The following is a 17,553-nucleotide window of genomic DNA, read 5'->3' on the forward strand; positions in this document are numbered from 1 at the left end:
GTAAATGATGATACAGAATCCGGGCAAGATCAGATGGGGAATCATAGGGACAGGCTGGATTGCGGAGCAGTTTGCAGCCGATCTGGCGTATGTGGAGAACGCTCAGTTTGTGGCCGTGGGCTCTCGTACGGCAAGCAATGCAGGAGAGTTTGCGTCTAAATACGATATACCGCGGGCTTATGGCAGTTACGAGGAACTCGTGAAGGATCCCGATATTGACGTTGTTTACATAGCGACTCCGCATCCGCTGCACCGGGATCATGCCTTAATGTGTCTTCAGGCCGGCAAAGCCGTCCTGTGCGAGAAACCCTTTACGATTAACGGGGATGAATTGGAGGAATTAGTGGCAGCTGCACGGGAGCAAAAGCTGTTCCTGATGGAGGCCATGTGGACGCGTTTCCTTCCCCCGATTCGGAAGGTGCGCGAATGGTTGAACGACGGACTTATCGGCGATGTTCGGCTGCTGAAGGCCGATTTTGGTTTTCGCAGCGGCTGGAATCCGCAGGGCCGTTTGCTCAATTTGGAACTTGGCGGCGGCGCGCTGCTGGATGCGGGTATTTATCCGGTGTCGTTTGCATCCATGATTTTTGGAACCGAGCCGGAGAAGATATGGAGTACCGCGCATATCGGTGAGACGGGCGTAGATGAGCAGTTCTCGGTTATTCTATCTTATGAATCGGGCAAAACCGCTTCGTTAAACGGGGCGATCCGGCTTGGATTGACGAATGAAGCTTATATTTATGGCACCAACGGGTATATTCACATTCCGTCCTTCTTGAATGCAACATCCGCTGCGCTTTATGTAGATGGCGAGGAACCGGTGGTTGTTACAGATGACCGGCAGGAGAAAGGGTATAGCTTCGAGGCTTATGAAGTGGGGCGGTGTCTAATGGAAGGGCGGCTGGAGAGCGATGTGATGACGCTTGATGAGTCGCTTGCGATTATGAGGCTGCTGGATCAGATTCGGGGACAGTGGGGCCTGAAGTATCCTTCGGAAGGTTAAGCCGTCTGGCAAATAAGGGAGCAGTGCGAGAGAACATCTCGCCCTGCTTTTTTTGTTGCTGCTATAGTTAAGATGACGTGAACAGAATTATTACGCGTTCTCAATGTCATTATTTACATAAGTTTTACGTTGGGATGACAAGCCCTTTATACCCCCTTGTTATGCTGGAGCTGTTTGACAGTCTTGCTTCACACACATCCAACATCATAAAGGAGAGAATACATGATTACTCATCTGTACAAAAGGCTATTATCCATGCTGTTATCCATAGCGTTAGTGTTTGGATTATTTGCAGGAATCGGATCCTTATCCACTGTTGAAGCAGCAACGCAGGATCAGCCTGATATCTTACTTCAGCGCAATGCGGAGTGGAAGTATTTTGATCAGGGCCAAGATTTAACAACCGTATGGCGTTCCACCTATGATGATTCCTCATGGGAATCCGGATTCGCTCCTTTCGGTTATAAAGATAACGGAAGCAGCATAGCAACCACGGAGTTTGGTCCGCTGGGCACCATAGTAGACTATGGTACGGATAAAAAACTCAAGCACCGCACGACGTATTTCCGAACGAATCTTCAAGTCAACAAGGACCAAATTGACAGTTACGGCCAGATTCTCGGCACGTTCGGCATTGATGACGGCGCCGTGCTCTACGTCAATGGCCATGAAGTAAGACGCATGGGCATGCCGGAAGGCGAAATCATGTACGACATGAAGGCGACCTCGAGCAAGGACCTGCCCGTTATATATGGGGACGTGGACCTGACCGAGCCGCTGAAAACATATTTGCAGGACGGCAATAACGAAATTGCGGTCGAGATCCATCAGCAGAGCGACAGCAGCTCGGATCTATATTTCGATATGAAGCTTGCCGCGTTAGCGCAGGCACCGGCACTGGATATTTCCAAGGTAACGGTAACCTTCCATGGAGACGCGACCAGCGCGAAAGGCTTTACCTGGTATACGCCGCTGGGCTCTTCCCAAAGCGATGTCCAGGTTGTGGAGAATCGCGGGGCCGGGCCGGACTTCAGTCAGGCGCTAGCATTTAGCGGTCGTACTTCCGTCTCCTCGAATTCTCCGGGAGAGCATGTACATAAAGCGGAAGCGACAGGTTTAATGGCGGATACCTCCTATTATTTCAGAGTTGGGGACCAGAGCCTGAATGTGTGGAGCGAGGTGGGTACCTTTCAGACGGCACCTGTCAGCGGTGCCTTCACGTTTATCGATCTGACGGATACACAAGCGAAGGAAGAGGACGAGGCGATGCTGTCGGCAGCTACCTTGTCCAAAGCACTTGCCACTATTCCAGATGCTAAATTCGTTGTCCATAACGGAGATGTGGTGGAGAACGGCACATCGGAGCAGGAATGGAACTGGTTGCTGGGTCATTCGCAATCCAGCCTTTTGAATACAACGATTGCCCCTTCCGCAGGGAATCACGAGAATAAGAATTATGCCTTCTACGAGCATTTTAATGTGAAGCAGCCAGACAACGCTGCAACGATTACTGGCGCGTACTACTCTTATGATTACAGCAATGCGCATTTCATCGTGCTTAACTCCAATGAGAATTCGCCCGAGTACGCGAACTTCTCTGCAGAGCAAGTCGCGTGGGTGAAGCAGGATGTGGAGCAAGCGAAGGCTGCCGGTGCAGACTGGATTATCGTCAATATCCATAAAGGGCCGTATACAACTTCGAACCACGCAACCGACAGTGACATCATGGGTGCGAACGGAGTAAGGAACAAAATTGCTCCTGTGATGAACGAGCTGGGAATTGATATGGTGCTGCAGGGCCATGATCACATCTATGCGCGGACAAAGCCGATCAAGAGCGACGGAACCGCCGAGGATGCCACGAAAATTACCGAGATGTTTAATGGGCAGAACATCGAATATGCAGTTAAGCCGGATGGAACCATCTACATGATTCCTGCCACCGCAGGAGCCAAGGTTTATTTCAAGAACCAGAAGCCGGAGCTGGGTGATTCATATTTCAATTTGTTTGAGCGCGCCGAAGAGAACCACGCCCGCCAGTACGGAAATACAACCAGCCTTGCCAGAGGCCAGGTTCAGAACTTTGTCGGGTTTACGATCGACGGTGGCAGGCTGACAGCTGTGACGTATGAAATCGATCAGAATCAGATGAACGGGCAGCCGTTTATCGTGGATCAGTTTGGAATTATGAAGGAGACGAAGCCGGATCCTGTTCAGGAAAAAGTGAGCAAAGTGACGGTTACGTTCCACGGCGATGCCAAAACATCCAAGGGTTTCACCTGGTATACATCCCAGCAGGTGACAGGCAGTGACCTTCAGATCGTGGAGAAGTCTGCTGTCGCTCCTGACTTTACGAATGGGATCACGTTCCAAGGACGTTCGGCTGCTTCTACTAATTCAGCAGCAGAACTTGTGCATAAAGCGGAAGCAACGAAACTCAAGCCCAATACGTCCTACGATTTCCGCGTAGGAGATGCAGCGCTTGGGGTTTGGAGTGAGACGGGAACCTTCCGGACTGCGCCGGAGAAAGGAGCGTTCACGTTCATTGATTTGGCCGATACGCAGGCGAAGGCAGAAGATGAAGCGGTGCTTTCATCCGAGACACTTGCCAAGGCGCTGGCTACCGTGCCGGAAGCGCAATTCGTTGTCCATAACGGCGATATTGTAGACAAGGGCGTCAAGGAAGAACAGTGGAATTGGCTGTTAGGTCATTCACAGGAAAGCTTGCTCCATACGACGCTGGTGCCATCTGCGGGTAACCACGAGGATGAAAACTACGCCTTCATCGAACATTTCAATGTACAGCAGCCGGATAATTCGGCAACCGAGACCGGAGCGTACTACTCATACGATTACAGCAACGCGCATTTCGTTGTGTTGAATTCCAATGAGGACTCGGACGTGTACGATAATTTCTCTGTCGAGCAGGTGGAATGGCTCAAACAAGATGTGCAGAAGGCTAAAAAAGCCGGAGCGGAGTGGGTGATCGTCAATATTCACAAAGGTCCGTACACTACTTCGAATCATGCGACGGACTCCGATATTATGGGAGCTAACGGCGTGCGGTCCAAGATTGCTCCGTTAATGGCAGAGCTCGGCATTGATTTTGTATTGCAGGGTCATGATCATATTTATGCCCGCACCAAACCGATCAAGGCTGACGGCAAAGCGGCAGAGCCGGAGAAGATTACGGAGATGCTAAACGGCGAGAAGCTGGAATACTCGGTTAATCCGGACGGTACGATCTATTTGATTCCGGCAACCGCAGGACCGAAAGTTTATTATAAGAATCCGAGTGAAAAGCTTGGGGATGCATACTACGGACTGTTTGAACGCGCGGAAGAAAACCATGCGGCCAAATACGGACCGGATCCGAGCGATAACCGGCGTCCGAAACGCAGCCAGGTACAAAACTTCGTCGGTATTACGATCGATGGCGGCAAGCTGACCGCGGTCAGCTATGAAATTGACCAGAACCTCAATGGTGCACAGCCATTTATCATTGATCAATTCGGTATCGTGAAGAAGGATGTTCAAACGCCGAATCCCGATCCAGGAACTCCAGGTCCGGGACCAGGTCCAGGAACACCGAATCCGGGGCCTGGCACATCCAATCCAGGATCAGGAAGCAACTCTGGTTCAGGCAATAATCCAGGTTCCGGTTCAGGAAGTGGCTCAGGATCAGGCTCGGGGAACGGTTCAGGTGCCGGGAATGGAACGAACCCGGGTAACGGATCGGAAACAGGTTCTCAGCCTGGAAGCAACCCTGGTACGGATTCGGGTAATGGGAATCTACCGGCGCTGAGGGATACCGCGGGGCACTGGGCCAAATCAGCCATCGATAAGGCCGTGGCAGCAGGCTTTGTCAACGGGTATGGAGACGGAACCTTCAGGCCAAATCAACAGGTTACGCGGGCTGAATTCATGGCTATGCTGGGCCGCGCGCTGCATCTGACCGAAGGCGGGACTAAGCTTACGTTCACGGACGCAGGCAAGATTCCTTCGTGGGCCAAGGATGCTGTAGCGCAAGGCGTGGCAGCAGGCATCATCAGCGGTTACAAGGATGGCTCCTTCGGTCCGCACAAGCCGCTGAACCGGGCCGAGCTGGTAGCGATGATCGTTCGTGCCAGCGGAATAAATCCCGACTCGGTAGCGAAATTGACCTTTAAAGATACGAAGGAAATTCCGAAGTGGGCTGCGCGGTATATTGCGACTGCGGTTGATGCAGGACTTGTGGGCGGTGTGGGTAACAATCGCTTCGCTCCACAGCAATTCGCAACACGGGCGGAAGCCGTGACGCTGATTATCGGACTTCTTGAACACGTGAACTGAATGAATCAGGAAGCCAAAACGGGGGATTGTCCCGTATTGGCTTCTTTTTTGCGATTGCATACGCCATGGCAGCTTAAATTCCTGCTCGAAATATAAAATTATATTTTATAAAAACTATTGAAATTTGAAATAAAATTTCAATATGATAGAGGTAGAGATGAACGCGTGTGTTCGAATCCATGCCGATCATCTACTTTTAGCGACAGAGATAGGAGGTGGGGGGCGCCGATTCGAATCGTAATCGTATTTGGGTTCAACGAATAGTAAGCGCATTCATAAAAGTAGGGAGTGAATTAGTGAATGAAAACCAGAAGACATGTCTATCGAAGCAGCAGGTCGATCCTGTGCATGACGCTGGCGTTAGCGATGATGTTCAGTACAGCTGTTTCTGCATGGGGCAGCAGTTCCGTTAATGCAGACGCAAACGCCGGAGATCCACGCGCTGTTGTGATTGAAAATTTCGAATCGGTAACCAATTTGTCCGCAACCTCCGTAAGGGGAAAGGCTCAGCTGGATGTAGTGGGGAGGCCGGAACCAATCTATTATGGACATCACGCTGCAGCTCTAACGTATGATTTTGTGGGCAGCGAATCCGGTACCTCGGCGGCTTATCTCAACTTCAAAGATCCGGACGGTTCTACCGGCAGAAGCGTCCCCGGTTCACCGACTGCACTCGGTTTATGGGTTTACGGCGACGGCGGGAATCATTGGCTCCGTGCCCAGCTTCAGGACGCTTCCGGCGGCAAGCATGCCGTGGATTTAACCTCTACCTCCGGTTTTAGCTGGAAGGGCTGGAAATACGTCAAATTTAACGTCCCCTCTACCATCAAGGCTCCTCTCAAAGTGAATCAAATCTATATCACCGAATTAAAGGACACGAATAAAAACAAAGGTACCGTATACTTCGACAGGTTGTCCGCATTCTATACGGCTTCCCAGGTGTACGGGCTCGACATTGGCGGGCTGACGCCCATGGGCGTAGGAGAAACGGCGAAGCCCCAGGTATATGCAACCTATGAAGGACATACGGAACCTGCATTATTAACAACCGGCGTGAAACTCACCAGCAGTGACGATAACATCGCTACTGTCACGGGCGCTACATACGACACTATTGAAGCATTGGCGCCGGGAACGGTAACCATAACGGCAGAATACGGAGATGGACCAAAATCTCAGTATGAGCTTCATATTACGCAGGATGTGCCAGCCCCTGGAGAATTGCTGTTATCCGGGCCGCTTCATATGGAGACCAGTCTTACCGGCAACATGAGAACCAGTGTGGTTTACTCCGTATACGGAAACCAGACGGACCCTGTATGGCTGACTGAAGGAATTAGCTATGCAAGCCATCAACCGGGCGTTGTATCTGTAGATCAAGCCGGTCAATTGACAGCAGTTTCCGCAGGAACGGCAGACATTACGGCTTCGTACCGTGGAATAACCGCACAGCATGCCATTACGGTGACGGACCCGGTTCCTGTTCTGCAGAGCATCGAACTTCAAGGACTTACAGCGGTTACGGTTGGAGACTCCTTCGAGACGGCGGTGTCCGCAACCTACTCCTGGATGGAGGAGCCGGTGATCATAACGGAAGGCGTTACGTTTACCAGCAGTCATCCGGATGTAGCCGCTGTCGATGATAAAGGAGTGGTATCCGGCTTGAAGATAGGTTCCGCTAGAGTAACAGCGACATTCCAAGGAAAGACCAGTTCCCTCTACATCACGGTGAACAAAGCTTCTGAGCATCCGAAAGCCGAGATGAGAGCGGCCTGGATTGCAACCGTCGACAATATTGACTGGCCAGCCAAAGGAGTCACCGATCCGGATCAGCAGAAGCAGCAGTTTATCAGTCTGCTTGATCAGTTGGAGGATGCGGGAATGAATGCGGTCATTATGCAGATCAAGCCGACGGCGGACGCATTCTACCCGTCCAATTACGGGCCATGGTCAGAATGGCTGACGGGAGTTCAGGGCAAAGATCCGGGGTACGATCCGCTGGCATTCCTGCTGGAGGAAGTCCATAAGCGAAACATGGAGTTTCATGCCTGGTTTAATCCATACCGCATCAGTCTTCAAGGAGACGTTAACAAACTTGTAGCAGACCACCCGGCCAGGCAGCATCCGGAGTGGGTTGAAGAATATGGCGGCAAGCTGTATTTCAACCCAGGAATACCGGAAGCGCAACAGTTTATTATCGACGGCATCATGGAGGTCGTTCGGAATTACGACATCGACGCCGTGCATTTTGACGATTACTTCTACCCGTATCCCGTAACCGGCGTGGATTTCCCGGATACGGACACCTTTAACCAATACAAAGGCTCCTTTACGAATAAGGGAGACTGGAGAAGAAATAACGTCAATCAATTCATTCAGAACGTGAACGAAGCCATCAAGGCAGAGAAGAGTTACGTGAAATTCGGCATCAGTCCGTTTGGTATCTGGAAAAATAAATCCAGCGATCCGACCGGCTCTGAAACCAATGGTCTTGAGAGTTACAATGCCATCTATGCCGACTCGAAGAAATGGGTTGAAGAAGAGTGGATCGATTATATCACACCTCAGATTTATTGGAATATCGGTTATTCCGCTGCCGCTTACGATAAGCTGATCGATTGGTGGAGCGGGATCGTGTCCGGCAAGAACGTTCATCTATACAGCGGACAAGCCGTATATAAAATCGGGTCGAATGCCGATTGGTCCAACCCCGAAGAGATGCCGAACCAGATCCATTACAACCGCAACTTTGAGGAAGTCCGGGGCAGCATATACTTCAGCTCCAAATGGTTTAAGGATAATGCGCTCGGATTTACGGATAGACTGAAGAACGATCTGTATCGATATCCGGCATTGATCCCGGCGATGCCTTGGATCGATTCGGAGGTGCCGACTTCGCCCAAGAAGCCAAAGGCTGATCAAAAGCAAGAAGGCGTGAAGCTAAGCTGGAGGTCGACAGGTGACGAGACGTATTATGCGGTCTATCGTTATGATGGCCGAGACGCCGGCAGTGTTCAAGATCCGTCGCATTTGTTAGGGACTCTCCGAAAAACAGCCGATAAGATGCAATTCTTTGTCGATCATACCGTAGCGGAGGGACAAACCTATACGTATGTCGTGACGGCAGTTGATCGTCTGCATAATGAGAGTGCCCCAAGCAAACCGGTCACGGTGAAAGTGAAGCATAGTGGTAAGCCTGGAAAGCCCCCGGTGAATCCACCAGGGAAACCGAGCAGACCGTGAGTTGACATGAGCGCGATAGGATCTAATCCATACCGGTTAACGGCTGTTCCACTTCCCTAGCAACATGTAGCTTCAGGGAACGACCAGCCCATTTCAAGCAAAAGGGACATCCCGGCTTATAGCCTTGGGATGTCCCTTTTGCGCTTGTTCCAATGGATATGCGTGATACAATAGGTGCATTACGACCTGGAGTGTGGTGCATGTTCAAGAAATTAGGAATGGCATTGGTTTACGCCGCCGTAGGTGGTCTTGTTTACTTTTATGGCGATGCCATATTGGTATGGATTCGATCGACAGACAGTATCATGCTGATGATGTTCATGGCCGTCATCATGGCCTTGTTTCCGGTGATCCCTTATCCGGTGGTAGGAGGCGTTATCGGTGCCGCCCTGGGGCCGGTCATCGGCGGAATTGTCACTTGGGTCGGCTCCACCGCCGCTTCCATCCTTATGTTTATGTTCATCCGATACGGCTATCAGGAATGGGGCGACCGGGTGCTTTACCGTTATAACAGGCTGGGAAAAGTGACAACGATGTTCGAACGGAACGCCTTTTTGACCATCCTGTTTACCCGGTTGATCCCGTTTATTCCTTCCATTGTCATCAATGTGTACGCGGCTCTCAGCAAGGTAACGTTCGCATCATACAGCATCGCGTCCGCGTTAGGCAAAATCCCAGCCATGCTGCTGTTCTCGATGGTGGGGGATCATCTCATGACAGACCCTTCCCACATCATCATCACCATCGGCGTATATGGCGTATTTCTTGTGATAACCCTTATGGTTTACCGATTGTCGGGCTTTGGTCGTTCAGGAAGAACGGAGACCGAACGTTTATAAGTGTTCAATTGATGAGGCGGGACCACTCCGTTCAGCAGATGCGGAGTTCTCGCCCTTTTTCTTTTGGAACCAAGCCCGAACAGCCTCGATCTCTCGCTGATCCATTCCGCTTAAACTTTCGTTGATCTCGCTGAATATCATCTTCACTTGAAGGGATAGAAGCCCCCTTCTTCGCTGTCTGCGGGTACCGCTAACCTCCATGGCGATAATCTGCGGCCTGCGTATATACCTGGTGGACATAGCAATGAAACGGCTGCGGATCGTTAGCTGTTTATCCGTTACATTAAGTCCGGAATCCCGGTGCGAGAGGAGTCCCCAAGCTAACGAGAGCGGAAGCAGCAGAAGTGATAACAAACCGAGCTTGTCAAAATACCAAATGCATGGGGCACTAACTACCGCGGCAAAAGCCAGCTTCCACCGCAAGTACATCCATTTTGCGCGGGGCGGCGGCGAAGCGGTAATGGTCTGAGCGCTGAATTGAGGCGTAACCCGATTCAGCAGTGCCGGAATATCTCCAGTCTTCAGTAGAGGGTGAAGCATGAAATGCTTGTCAGACTCAGACGTAAGCACATGAACCTTCACTTCAGCGTAACCGAACCAGCGCCGGAATACGCCTTCTTTAACGGTGATGGCCAGCACTCGTTCGGGAGAGAAGAGCAGTCTCTTTCTCTCCAGCAGACCGCAACTGACTGAGATTTGTTTCCCGATCCGCTCGACGGTAAATCCCGCATATTTGATCGTGTAGAGCACGGCGGAGAGCAGCCAGGATACGATGAGCGCCACAGCAGCAATGCTGATCCAACTGCCGGGCAGCAGCTTCCCTGCCGATTGAAACAGCAATTGGTACATCCGATCCGGGAGCAGGTCATCGGCAAAAGATAAAATACCGCCCACAAAGGCTAAAGCCAGCGACAGGTTGGGTGAGGAAAGTGCGGCAATGAGCAGGCGTCCGGAGGATAGTTGCAGCAGCGTGCTGCGTTCTTCCTGTACGGTGATTGGATCGTTTGCATTCTTTCTGCCAACGACGCCCGAATCGGAATCCTCCAAAAGATCGCTTCCGTATCCCATGTTCTGATTCGACGGTTGAATGGATTCGTAATTCTCTCGGGTTTCCGGCGGTTGAACAGATGGCCCCTCCGTCTGAACGGGAAGGCTCTGATCGGATGGGTCGGGGCTTTCATGGGCTTGGTGAACCTCACGCTGCGTCTGCCTTGTTCGGGTTTGCTCGCGTAGCCAGCGCTGCAGCCGTTCGCCTTCGCTATTGGTAATGGCAGGCAGTATGCCCCCGCCTTCCGTTTTGCCCGGCGTTTCGATTCGGACCTGGGTAAGCCCCAATATACGCTGCAGCAAGGGCTGCTCCATATTCATGGAATGAATGCGGCCCGTATAGATGGACAATTCCTCACGGAACAGAACGCCGCGACGGATGAGGATTTTGTCTTCTTCTAACGTATAGACGAAGCGTTTCCACTTCAGATACCCGTACAGAAGCAGAAGCGAGACCAGGATGACGATGGCGGCGGACAGCCAGTACCAGGGGATGTCGCGCAGCGATTTTCCGTTAAGGAATTTGATGGATACCAGAGCGGCGATCGGAATGAGTGATTTAACGCTGCTTACGAGCGGGAACAGGATGAACAGCCGGTGAAGTCTTGTCGGTTCATTCATCGTGATCCACCACTTTGGCCAGCTCGCCGATCTGTTTTTTCAATTCCTCTGCTTCTTCCAGCTTGAGCGCCTGAATGACATGAGTCGTAGCGGCGGTAACGACCTTTACCTTGGCTAAGCCATATTTACGAAGGAGCGGTCCCCGTTCCAGCTCGACATGCTGTACCCGCGTCATCGGGACAAGGGTGTCACTGAGCCAGATCCAGCCGGAGCGAAGCTCCAATTCTTCCTCGCTTACCTTGAAGCCGAATTGTTTGTAGGTGAAAGAGGGCACGGCCCAAGTAAACCAGGCTCCGAGAACCAAAAGTCCGATGGTGATCCAGCCCGGTATCAGGGTCCACCCGAATATAGCAGCCATAATCAGATAGGCTGCTGCAGCGAGTAGAATAACCCCATCCGTAATGAAACCCGTTATGCGGGAGATCGTTACGGAGTCCGGGTGACACCTGCGCATGGCGTCAAGTCGATTGTCCATATGTATGTTCCTCCTTGATGTTACAGATTCGTACATTTTGCATCTTTTATGTATGTCTACGTTCTTGGGGATGGATCGTTTCATCCCGTCCTTTGACTTGATTGCCGTGCCTATCATTGTAGCATAACAGGCTAACGAGCATCTGAACCTGACCTAACGGTTACATGAACACATGCCAAATCTGTTAAGCTTGAGTTAAGGAAGAACATGAATGATCGAGAGGCGAAAGGATCGCATGCAATGAAAATAGACCGGCTATTAGCCATAACCGTCCTGCTTCTGAACCGGGGGAGACTGAGCGCCAAGGAGTTGGCCGATCGGTTTGAAGTATCGAGCAAAACCATATATCGCGATATGGATACGCTATGCCAAGCCGGGATCCCGATTGTTGCCCACCAGGGAATATCCGGCGGGTTTGAAATTATGGAGCATTATATGATTGACAAGTACTGGCTGTCCGCTGAGGAGATGAGTGCGCTGGTTACAGCCGTCAAAGGGATGAGCAGTGCACTGGATGATCAGCAGATGGGCATCCTGCTTGAGAAGGTAAAAGCGCTGCTGCATAGGGTAGAGCAGGGGCTTGGCGATGAATATCGGAGGGAACCTGTGGTCATGGACTTTCAGCCTTGGGGACAGCGTCAAGGACTGAAACCCACCGTGGGCTTGCTCAAAAAGGCTATTCAAGAAAAGCGCAGGGTCGAGATGGAGTATATTGATACGCAGGGCAACGCGGAGCGAAGAACCATTGAACCGGCATCCTTGATACTGAAGGGCAATATTTGGTATGTACAAGCCTTTTGTCTGGAGCGGGAAGACGATCGAATCTTTCGATTATCGCGCATGCAGCATATCGAGATGCTGGATGAGACTTCGGAGACAAGAATGATACCGAGCATGGAACGATTAGAATGGGATGCTTCTTGGTCGAGCGCACAGGAGCAGGAGACTGTGCTGTTATTCGAAGCAGCCGCGCGTCAGCGGGTGGCGGATATTTTTCCGCCGGAACAAGTAACCGTCAACCCGGACGGCTCTTTACGCGTTCACGTGTTATACAAATTGGATGATTGGTTTTACGGCATGATTCTAAGCTTTGGTGATCAGGTGCTGGTTGAGCAGCCGGGCGAAGCAGCCGAGGAAGTGAAGCGAAGAGCACAATTGATTATGCAGCGCTACGATAACTAGGACAGATAGATGTCCACGTTACCTCTTTAGAATAGAGATATATTCATTTTAAGGAGGATACACATGAGTGATAGCAATCAGAATCAGAGTGAACGATTTATAGAAGTTAGACCCGCCATGTCCATTCAGGGTGTCGGCGTTCGAACGACGAATGAAGCGGAGGCAGGACCGCAAGGCAAGATACCACAGTTATGGGACCGGTATTTCCAAAGCGGTTTGCAGGCACAGATATCTGATAAGGATCAAGCCATATATGCTTTGTATACCGATTACGAAAGCGACGCATCCGGGGAATACACCTTGATTATCGGTAACAGGATAGAGGAAGACGTGGCTGCTGCAGCTTCTTCGGAGGAATTGGAGCAAGCGTCCGTCCCAGCAGCCAAGTACATGGTATTCCGGACAAGACGTGGCCCTTTGATGGAAATTGTCCCTGAGGTGTGGTATGAAATTTGGAGTTACTTCCAGCAATCAGCCGAAAAAAGGACGTATACCGGCGATTACGAACGCTATGATATGCAGCAGTTTGATCCTGCCCATACCATGGTGGACGTTTACATCGCTATTGAATAGCGGTTAAGAATCGGCTACTGCTCCATTGCTTGGAGTGGAAACGACTAATCCGGGTGATATAACCCAATCCGGAAGTTAGCTATATTTGCCAATAACGAACTAGAGGGTGATCCCGCAGCGGGGTCACCCTCTTTATTTCACTATCCAGAGACCGGCATCTTAATCATCGTTATGAAAGTAGTGCCGCCATAATCAAACGATGTTACTTCCGAGAAACCCAGCTGGGTATACAAGCGAATGGCTCGTTCGTTGAATTTGGCAACGGTCAGCCGATACGATGTGTAATTGTGAATTTCAGCGATGGATGACAGCACGAACGAGAGGAACTCTTTTCCCCGGCCTTGTCCGGTCGATTCCGGTTTCATGCCAAGTCCGAAATCCAGCAAATCCTCGTCATATGCACCTAACGGGATCGCAATCGGAATTTGGGCAGATGAGCCTGTGCAGCAAAAGCCGAACAGCTGCCCTTCTTCGTCCAGTATGGCGTAATAGGAATACTCAAGGAGTTCTTTCCGAAACTCCTCATCCGGCTCGCTGTTGTAGAAGTCATAGGGAGGTTCATAGTTCCATTCCATAATTTGCTCGGCGAACGTTTCGGTCATGGCCGCGATACGAAGAGGCATGATTCTCATCCTTTGGGTTTGTTGATATTGGTTTCTTCCACATCCCTTTATTTCGATTTGGAAACGTAAATAACCTTCTCTTCCGTGTTCATAGCCGGTCGGTCAGCAGGACCGAACCACTATGGAAGAGAAGGCATGTATTCCGAAGGTCCAGCTTATTTAAACCCAGTCAACGCCGATCCCGATTTCATGAAATACTTCTGTCCGAAGAAATAGATCAGGATCATGGGAATCGCCATGATGGTGGAAGCCGCCATCAGTTTCTCCCACTGCGCCCCGTGATCCTGCTGAAAGCTTTGCAGGCCGACGGTGATGGTCCATTTTGCCGAATCGTTCAAATAAATGAGCGGTCCCATGAAATCCACGTAAGACCACACAAAAGAAAATAAAGCGACGGTAGCCAGAGCCGGTTTCAGGATCGGCATGATGATCTGGACATAAATTCGCAGCTCCGAAGCCCCGTCAATTTTGGCAGCCTCTGACAACTCGGTCGGTACGCCAAGCAGGAACTGCCGAAGCAAAAAGATGAAGAACGGAGCTCCGAAGAATGCGCCGATGGTCAGCGGCATGATCGTATTCACCCAGCCGAGCTTGGTGAAGATGATGTACTGCGGGATCATCTGCACTTGAGCCGGCAGAATCATGGTCGCCACCACGATGGTAAAGATGATGTTCCGGCCCCTCCAGGGAATGCGGGAAATCGAGTAGGCTACCAGCGGTGCAGAGAACAGCTGACCGATGATATTCACCATACAAATCAGAAACGTGTTCATCATATAGCGTGTAAAAGGAATGGCTTGAAGGGCTTCTTTATAATTCGACCATTGGAACGTTTCAGGCAGAATACTCGGCGGAAACTTGAGTATTTCTTCCGGCGTCTTCAACGAGGTCATCACCAGCCATACAAATGGGAACAGGAAGATAACAGCGAATAGAAGAAGGACTACATGCGGTAAGATCACTCGCAACTTGACAGCCATGTTACTCACCTCCGTAATAGACCCAGCGGCCTGACGTTTTTAACAGGATGAACGTAATCAGCAATACGATAATAAACAGAATCCAGGCAAGCGCCGAGGCATATCCCATTTTCAGAAAAACAAAGGCTTCCTGATACAGATTGACCGCATAGAACAGCAGAGACTGTTCCGGACCGCCCAAAGAGCCGCTTCCATCCACCTTGCCTCCTGCCAGAATATAAGACTCCGTAAAAATTTGAAAGGCTCCGATTAAACCCATGATGAGCTGAAAAAGAATGATCGGGGACAGGGCAGGGACCGTAATCTTCCAGAACCGGTACCACCAGTTCGCTCCGTCCACCTGAGCCGCTTCATAATATTGCCTCGGCACGCCCTGGAGGGCGGCCAGGAAGATTAATGCGCCCGCACCCGAGCCCCACAGGCTCATCAGGATAAGAGACGGTTTTGTGTACCGGGGATCCAGCAGCCACGCCGGGTCCGTTAAACCGAGAGTGCGAAGTGCCATGTTAACCAAACCGAAGTCGGGGTTCAGCATCCATGTCCACAATAGAGCGCTTGCAACGATCGGTATTACGGATGGAAGGTAGAAGATGGTGCGGTAATAATTGATCCCCTTTACTTTGAAATTGAGCATCACGGCAATCAGCAGAGAGACGGCCAGCGTGATCGGCACGGATATGAACGCCATAAAAAAGGTGTTACCGAGCGACTTATAGAAGCGGTCATCCGCAAAAATTTGCTCGTAATTCTGAAGCCCTACCCACTTGGGAGGGCTGAATAAATCGTATTCGGTCAGACTCAGATAGAGCGAACCGAAGAACGGATAGACCGTAAAAGCCAGAAAGCCGATAATCCAAGGAGAGGCGAACGCCAGGCCAAGATATACATAATGACGCTCCTTCCTGGACCAGCCTGATATGGGTTTTCGTTGATTCGCTGCTGTGGAGACCTTCATCTTCGCGATTCTCCTTCCGCTTTAAGAGGTTGTTCAAAAAGTCCGCTTTTGATCACGAAGCGAATCAGGAAGCAGCTCGGCATCGAATCTTGAATTCAGCCGGGCCCTCCGGTGCTCACGTACCCAAAACGTACGCTCCGCTCCTGACGTCCCTAGCTTCATCCAACCTTCTCGGTGCTGAAAATCGACCTTTTTGAACACGCACTTTAAGTATTTAGTATGCACCCCCGCCCAATGCATCGCTGCATTGGACAGAGCCTGCTTAGCTCATCATTTCACCAGTGGCTGAATCTTTGCCTTTACCTTGTCCAAGCCTTCCTCCATGCTGACGGTACCTCGGAGGATAGCATCATATTGCGCGCTGAACTCCGTCATGTATTCGTTCGCGTAGGAGGAAGCCGGGAAGGACCTCAGGTTTTCGCTTCCCGAATAGTCGAGGAATTCCTTGAATCCGGGCACATCTTCATAGAGTGGATTGGAGAAAGCAGAGTTTCTCGTTGGGAGATTCCCAAGGGCGGCCGTAAATTCGGCCATTTGCTCCGGTTCGGTCATCCATTTAATGAATTTCCAGGAAGCGTCCGGGTTTTTGACGCCTTTTGGGATATAGAATACGCTGGTAGTCACATTTCCGGAGTTTTGAAGTTCCGGGTTGTTCTCATCATAAGGAATCGGGGCAATTCCGTAATTCAGATCAGGCGAGTATTGTTTGATGAAGGTGGGCAGCCACTCTCCATCGATCGTCATCGCATACTTGCCCGAGAAGAACGGATTCTGTGCTGACATGTATTGGCCAAGCCCAGAAGAGAATCGATCCAGATTATCGGAACCGTATTGATCCCAGATCTCCTTCGAGAGCTTAATCGCTGATTGGATCCCGGGATGGTCCGGCGTCACCTGCTGCGCCGATTCATCATAAAACGATCCGTTAAAGGCATAGCTGAACGTATACGCATCCATTCCGGGCCACAATCCGAGTCGCTGGAGGCGCCCGCCATCCTCGACGATGCTCAGCTTTTTGATATATTCTTTAAGCTCGCTTATCGTTTCCGGTGGACCGTCATAACCGGCTTCCTGCAAAATATCCTTGTTGTAGAACAGCATGGATACATGCATGGCCGTCGGGATCGCATACGTCCTGCCCTCATGCTGGGAAGTGCTTAGGGCAGCCGGCACGAAGTCTTTAAGATCCAAGCCGTCCTTCGTTATATAATCATCCAGCGGCATCATGGCGCCGCGCAGCCCCCATGGCACGACATTCTGTCCGAATTGGGATGCGATGTCCGGAGGATTGCCCCCGGTAATCGCGGTAAGCTGTTTCTGATAGTCGCTTTGGGATAGGCCTTTTACTTGAATGTCGGGATTGGCCGAGTTCCACTTGGCAATCAATCGTTCCAGCGCTTCCGCTTCCGGTCCGGTCCATCCGTACCAGAAGTCGAGTGTAACGGCATCCTGGGCAGGCGGATTATCGGATGGCTTGTCACCAGCATCACTGCCCGATTGCGACGGATTACCGCCAGAGCATCCTGTTGCGATAGAGAACAATAGAATAAGACTCCATATCAAATGTTTCTTCTTCATTCCTCTTCCTCCCCTTGAGCAATCGTGTACAATCGTGTAATCGTAATCAAAGTTCTATCAATTCCCTCCCCAAAACAGTTGACTAAACAACCGGCCCTGATC

General features: G+C 50.9%; 12 protein-coding genes. 6 read left to right on the top strand and 6 right to left on the bottom strand.

What is annotated here, in order from left to right; translation table 11 throughout:
* Positions 1-7 precede the first annotated feature (7 nt).
* The 4 genes from MKY48_RS06905 to MKY48_RS06920 all read left to right on the top strand — a co-directional run bounded on the left by MKY48_RS06905 (position 8) and on the right by MKY48_RS06920 (position 9,417).
* On the top strand, positions 8-1,003 hold the full coding sequence (locus MKY48_RS06905) for a Gfo/Idh/MocA family oxidoreductase (protein WP_339273416.1): 996 nt from the start codon (positions 8-10) through the stop codon (positions 1,001-1,003).
* A gap of 222 nt (positions 1,004-1,225) precedes the next feature.
* Entirely contained in the window at positions 1,226-5,335 is a 4,110-nt protein-coding gene (locus tag MKY48_RS06910; protein ID WP_339292574.1) for an S-layer homology domain-containing protein, read from the top strand.
* 300 nt (positions 5,336-5,635) lie between these two features.
* Positions 5,636-8,578: a family 10 glycosylhydrolase gene (locus MKY48_RS06915; RefSeq protein ID WP_339271118.1), complete on the top strand. Its 2,943-nt coding sequence runs from the start codon at positions 5,636-5,638 to the stop codon at positions 8,576-8,578.
* 200 nt (positions 8,579-8,778) lie between these two features.
* Complete coding sequence (locus MKY48_RS06920; RefSeq protein ID WP_339292575.1) at positions 8,779-9,417, top strand: TVP38/TMEM64 family protein; 639 nt, start codon at positions 8,779-8,781, stop codon at positions 9,415-9,417.
* Here MKY48_RS06920 and MKY48_RS06925 read toward each other — a convergent pair.
* Together MKY48_RS06925 and MKY48_RS06930 are read right to left on the bottom strand one after the other, a co-directional pair.
* Positions 9,412-11,085: a PH domain-containing protein gene (locus MKY48_RS06925; RefSeq protein WP_339271121.1), complete on the bottom strand. Its 1,674-nt coding sequence runs from the start codon at positions 11,083-11,085 to the stop codon at positions 9,412-9,414. The two genes, MKY48_RS06920 and MKY48_RS06925, sit on opposite strands and share 6 nt — an antisense overlap.
* Entirely contained in the window at positions 11,078-11,560 is a 483-nt protein-coding gene (locus MKY48_RS06930) for a PH domain-containing protein (RefSeq protein ID WP_076322918.1), read from the bottom strand. The genes MKY48_RS06925 and MKY48_RS06930 overlap by 8 nt, the downstream gene beginning before the upstream one ends.
* A gap of 240 nt (positions 11,561-11,800) precedes the next feature.
* On the opposite strand from MKY48_RS06930, the gene MKY48_RS06935 reads away from it, so the two are divergent.
* Both MKY48_RS06935 and MKY48_RS06940 read left to right on the top strand, forming a co-directional pair.
* Complete coding sequence (locus MKY48_RS06935) at positions 11,801-12,742, top strand: YafY family protein (RefSeq protein WP_339271123.1); 942 nt, start codon at positions 11,801-11,803, stop codon at positions 12,740-12,742.
* A gap of 63 nt (positions 12,743-12,805) precedes the next feature.
* Positions 12,806-13,315 carry a GyrI-like domain-containing protein gene (locus tag MKY48_RS06940; RefSeq protein ID WP_339271125.1) on the top strand — a complete coding sequence of 170 codons (510 nt, stop codon included), beginning with the start codon at positions 12,806-12,808 and terminating at the stop codon, positions 13,313-13,315.
* Between the two features lie 140 nt (positions 13,316-13,455).
* Here the strand turns inward: MKY48_RS06940 and cpaA are convergent, their stop codons facing one another.
* The 4 genes from cpaA to MKY48_RS06960 all read right to left on the bottom strand — a co-directional run bounded on the left by cpaA (position 13,456) and on the right by MKY48_RS06960 (position 17,451).
* Complete coding sequence (cpaA, locus tag MKY48_RS06945; protein WP_339271127.1) at positions 13,456-13,938, bottom strand: capreomycin N-acetyltransferase CpaA; 483 nt, start codon at positions 13,936-13,938, stop codon at positions 13,456-13,458.
* Between the two features lie 155 nt (positions 13,939-14,093).
* Positions 14,094-14,918: a carbohydrate ABC transporter permease gene (locus MKY48_RS06950; RefSeq protein WP_339271129.1), complete on the bottom strand. Its 825-nt coding sequence runs from the start codon at positions 14,916-14,918 to the stop codon at positions 14,094-14,096.
* A 1-nt stretch (position 14,919) separates the two neighbouring features.
* Positions 14,920-15,873, bottom strand: a complete 954-nt coding sequence (locus MKY48_RS06955; RefSeq protein WP_339292576.1) for a sugar ABC transporter permease — start codon at positions 15,871-15,873, stop codon at positions 14,920-14,922.
* Positions 15,874-16,143: 270 nt separating this feature from the next.
* Positions 16,144-17,451, bottom strand: a complete 1,308-nt coding sequence (locus MKY48_RS06960; protein WP_339292577.1) for an ABC transporter substrate-binding protein — start codon at positions 17,449-17,451, stop codon at positions 16,144-16,146.
* Positions 17,452-17,553: the final 102 nt, after the last annotated feature.

It is taken from the genome of Paenibacillus sp. FSL W8-0187 (genome assembly GCF_037969755.1).
Lineage (GTDB): Bacteria > Bacillota > Bacilli > Paenibacillales > Paenibacillaceae > Paenibacillus_AQ.

Excerpts from the sequence above, each read along its gene's own strand:
- MKY48_RS06905 (WP_339273416.1), top strand. The coding sequence starts at position 8 with ATGATACAGAATCCGGGCAAGATCAGATGGGGAATCATAGGGACAGGC.
- MKY48_RS06910 (WP_339292574.1), top strand. The coding sequence starts at position 1,226 with ATGATTACTCATCTGTACAAAAGGCTATTATCCATGCTGTTATCCATA.
- MKY48_RS06915 (WP_339271118.1), top strand. The coding sequence starts at position 5,636 with ATGAAAACCAGAAGACATGTCTATCGAAGCAGCAGGTCGATCCTGTGC.
- MKY48_RS06920 (WP_339292575.1), top strand. The coding sequence starts at position 8,779 with ATGTTCAAGAAATTAGGAATGGCATTGGTTTACGCCGCCGTAGGTGGT.
- MKY48_RS06925 (WP_339271121.1), bottom strand. The coding sequence starts at position 11,085 with ATGAATGAACCGACAAGACTTCACCGGCTGTTCATCCTGTTCCCGCTC.
- MKY48_RS06930 (WP_076322918.1), bottom strand. The coding sequence starts at position 11,560 with ATGGACAATCGACTTGACGCCATGCGCAGGTGTCACCCGGACTCCGTA.
- MKY48_RS06935 (WP_339271123.1), top strand. The coding sequence starts at position 11,801 with ATGAAAATAGACCGGCTATTAGCCATAACCGTCCTGCTTCTGAACCGG.
- MKY48_RS06940 (WP_339271125.1), top strand. The coding sequence starts at position 12,806 with ATGAGTGATAGCAATCAGAATCAGAGTGAACGATTTATAGAAGTTAGA.
- cpaA (WP_339271127.1), bottom strand. The coding sequence starts at position 13,938 with ATGCCTCTTCGTATCGCGGCCATGACCGAAACGTTCGCCGAGCAAATT.
- MKY48_RS06950 (WP_339271129.1), bottom strand. The coding sequence starts at position 14,918 with ATGGCTGTCAAGTTGCGAGTGATCTTACCGCATGTAGTCCTTCTTCTA.
- MKY48_RS06955 (WP_339292576.1), bottom strand. The coding sequence starts at position 15,873 with ATGAAGGTCTCCACAGCAGCGAATCAACGAAAACCCATATCAGGCTGG.
- MKY48_RS06960 (WP_339292577.1), bottom strand. The coding sequence starts at position 17,451 with ATGAAGAAGAAACATTTGATATGGAGTCTTATTCTATTGTTCTCTATC.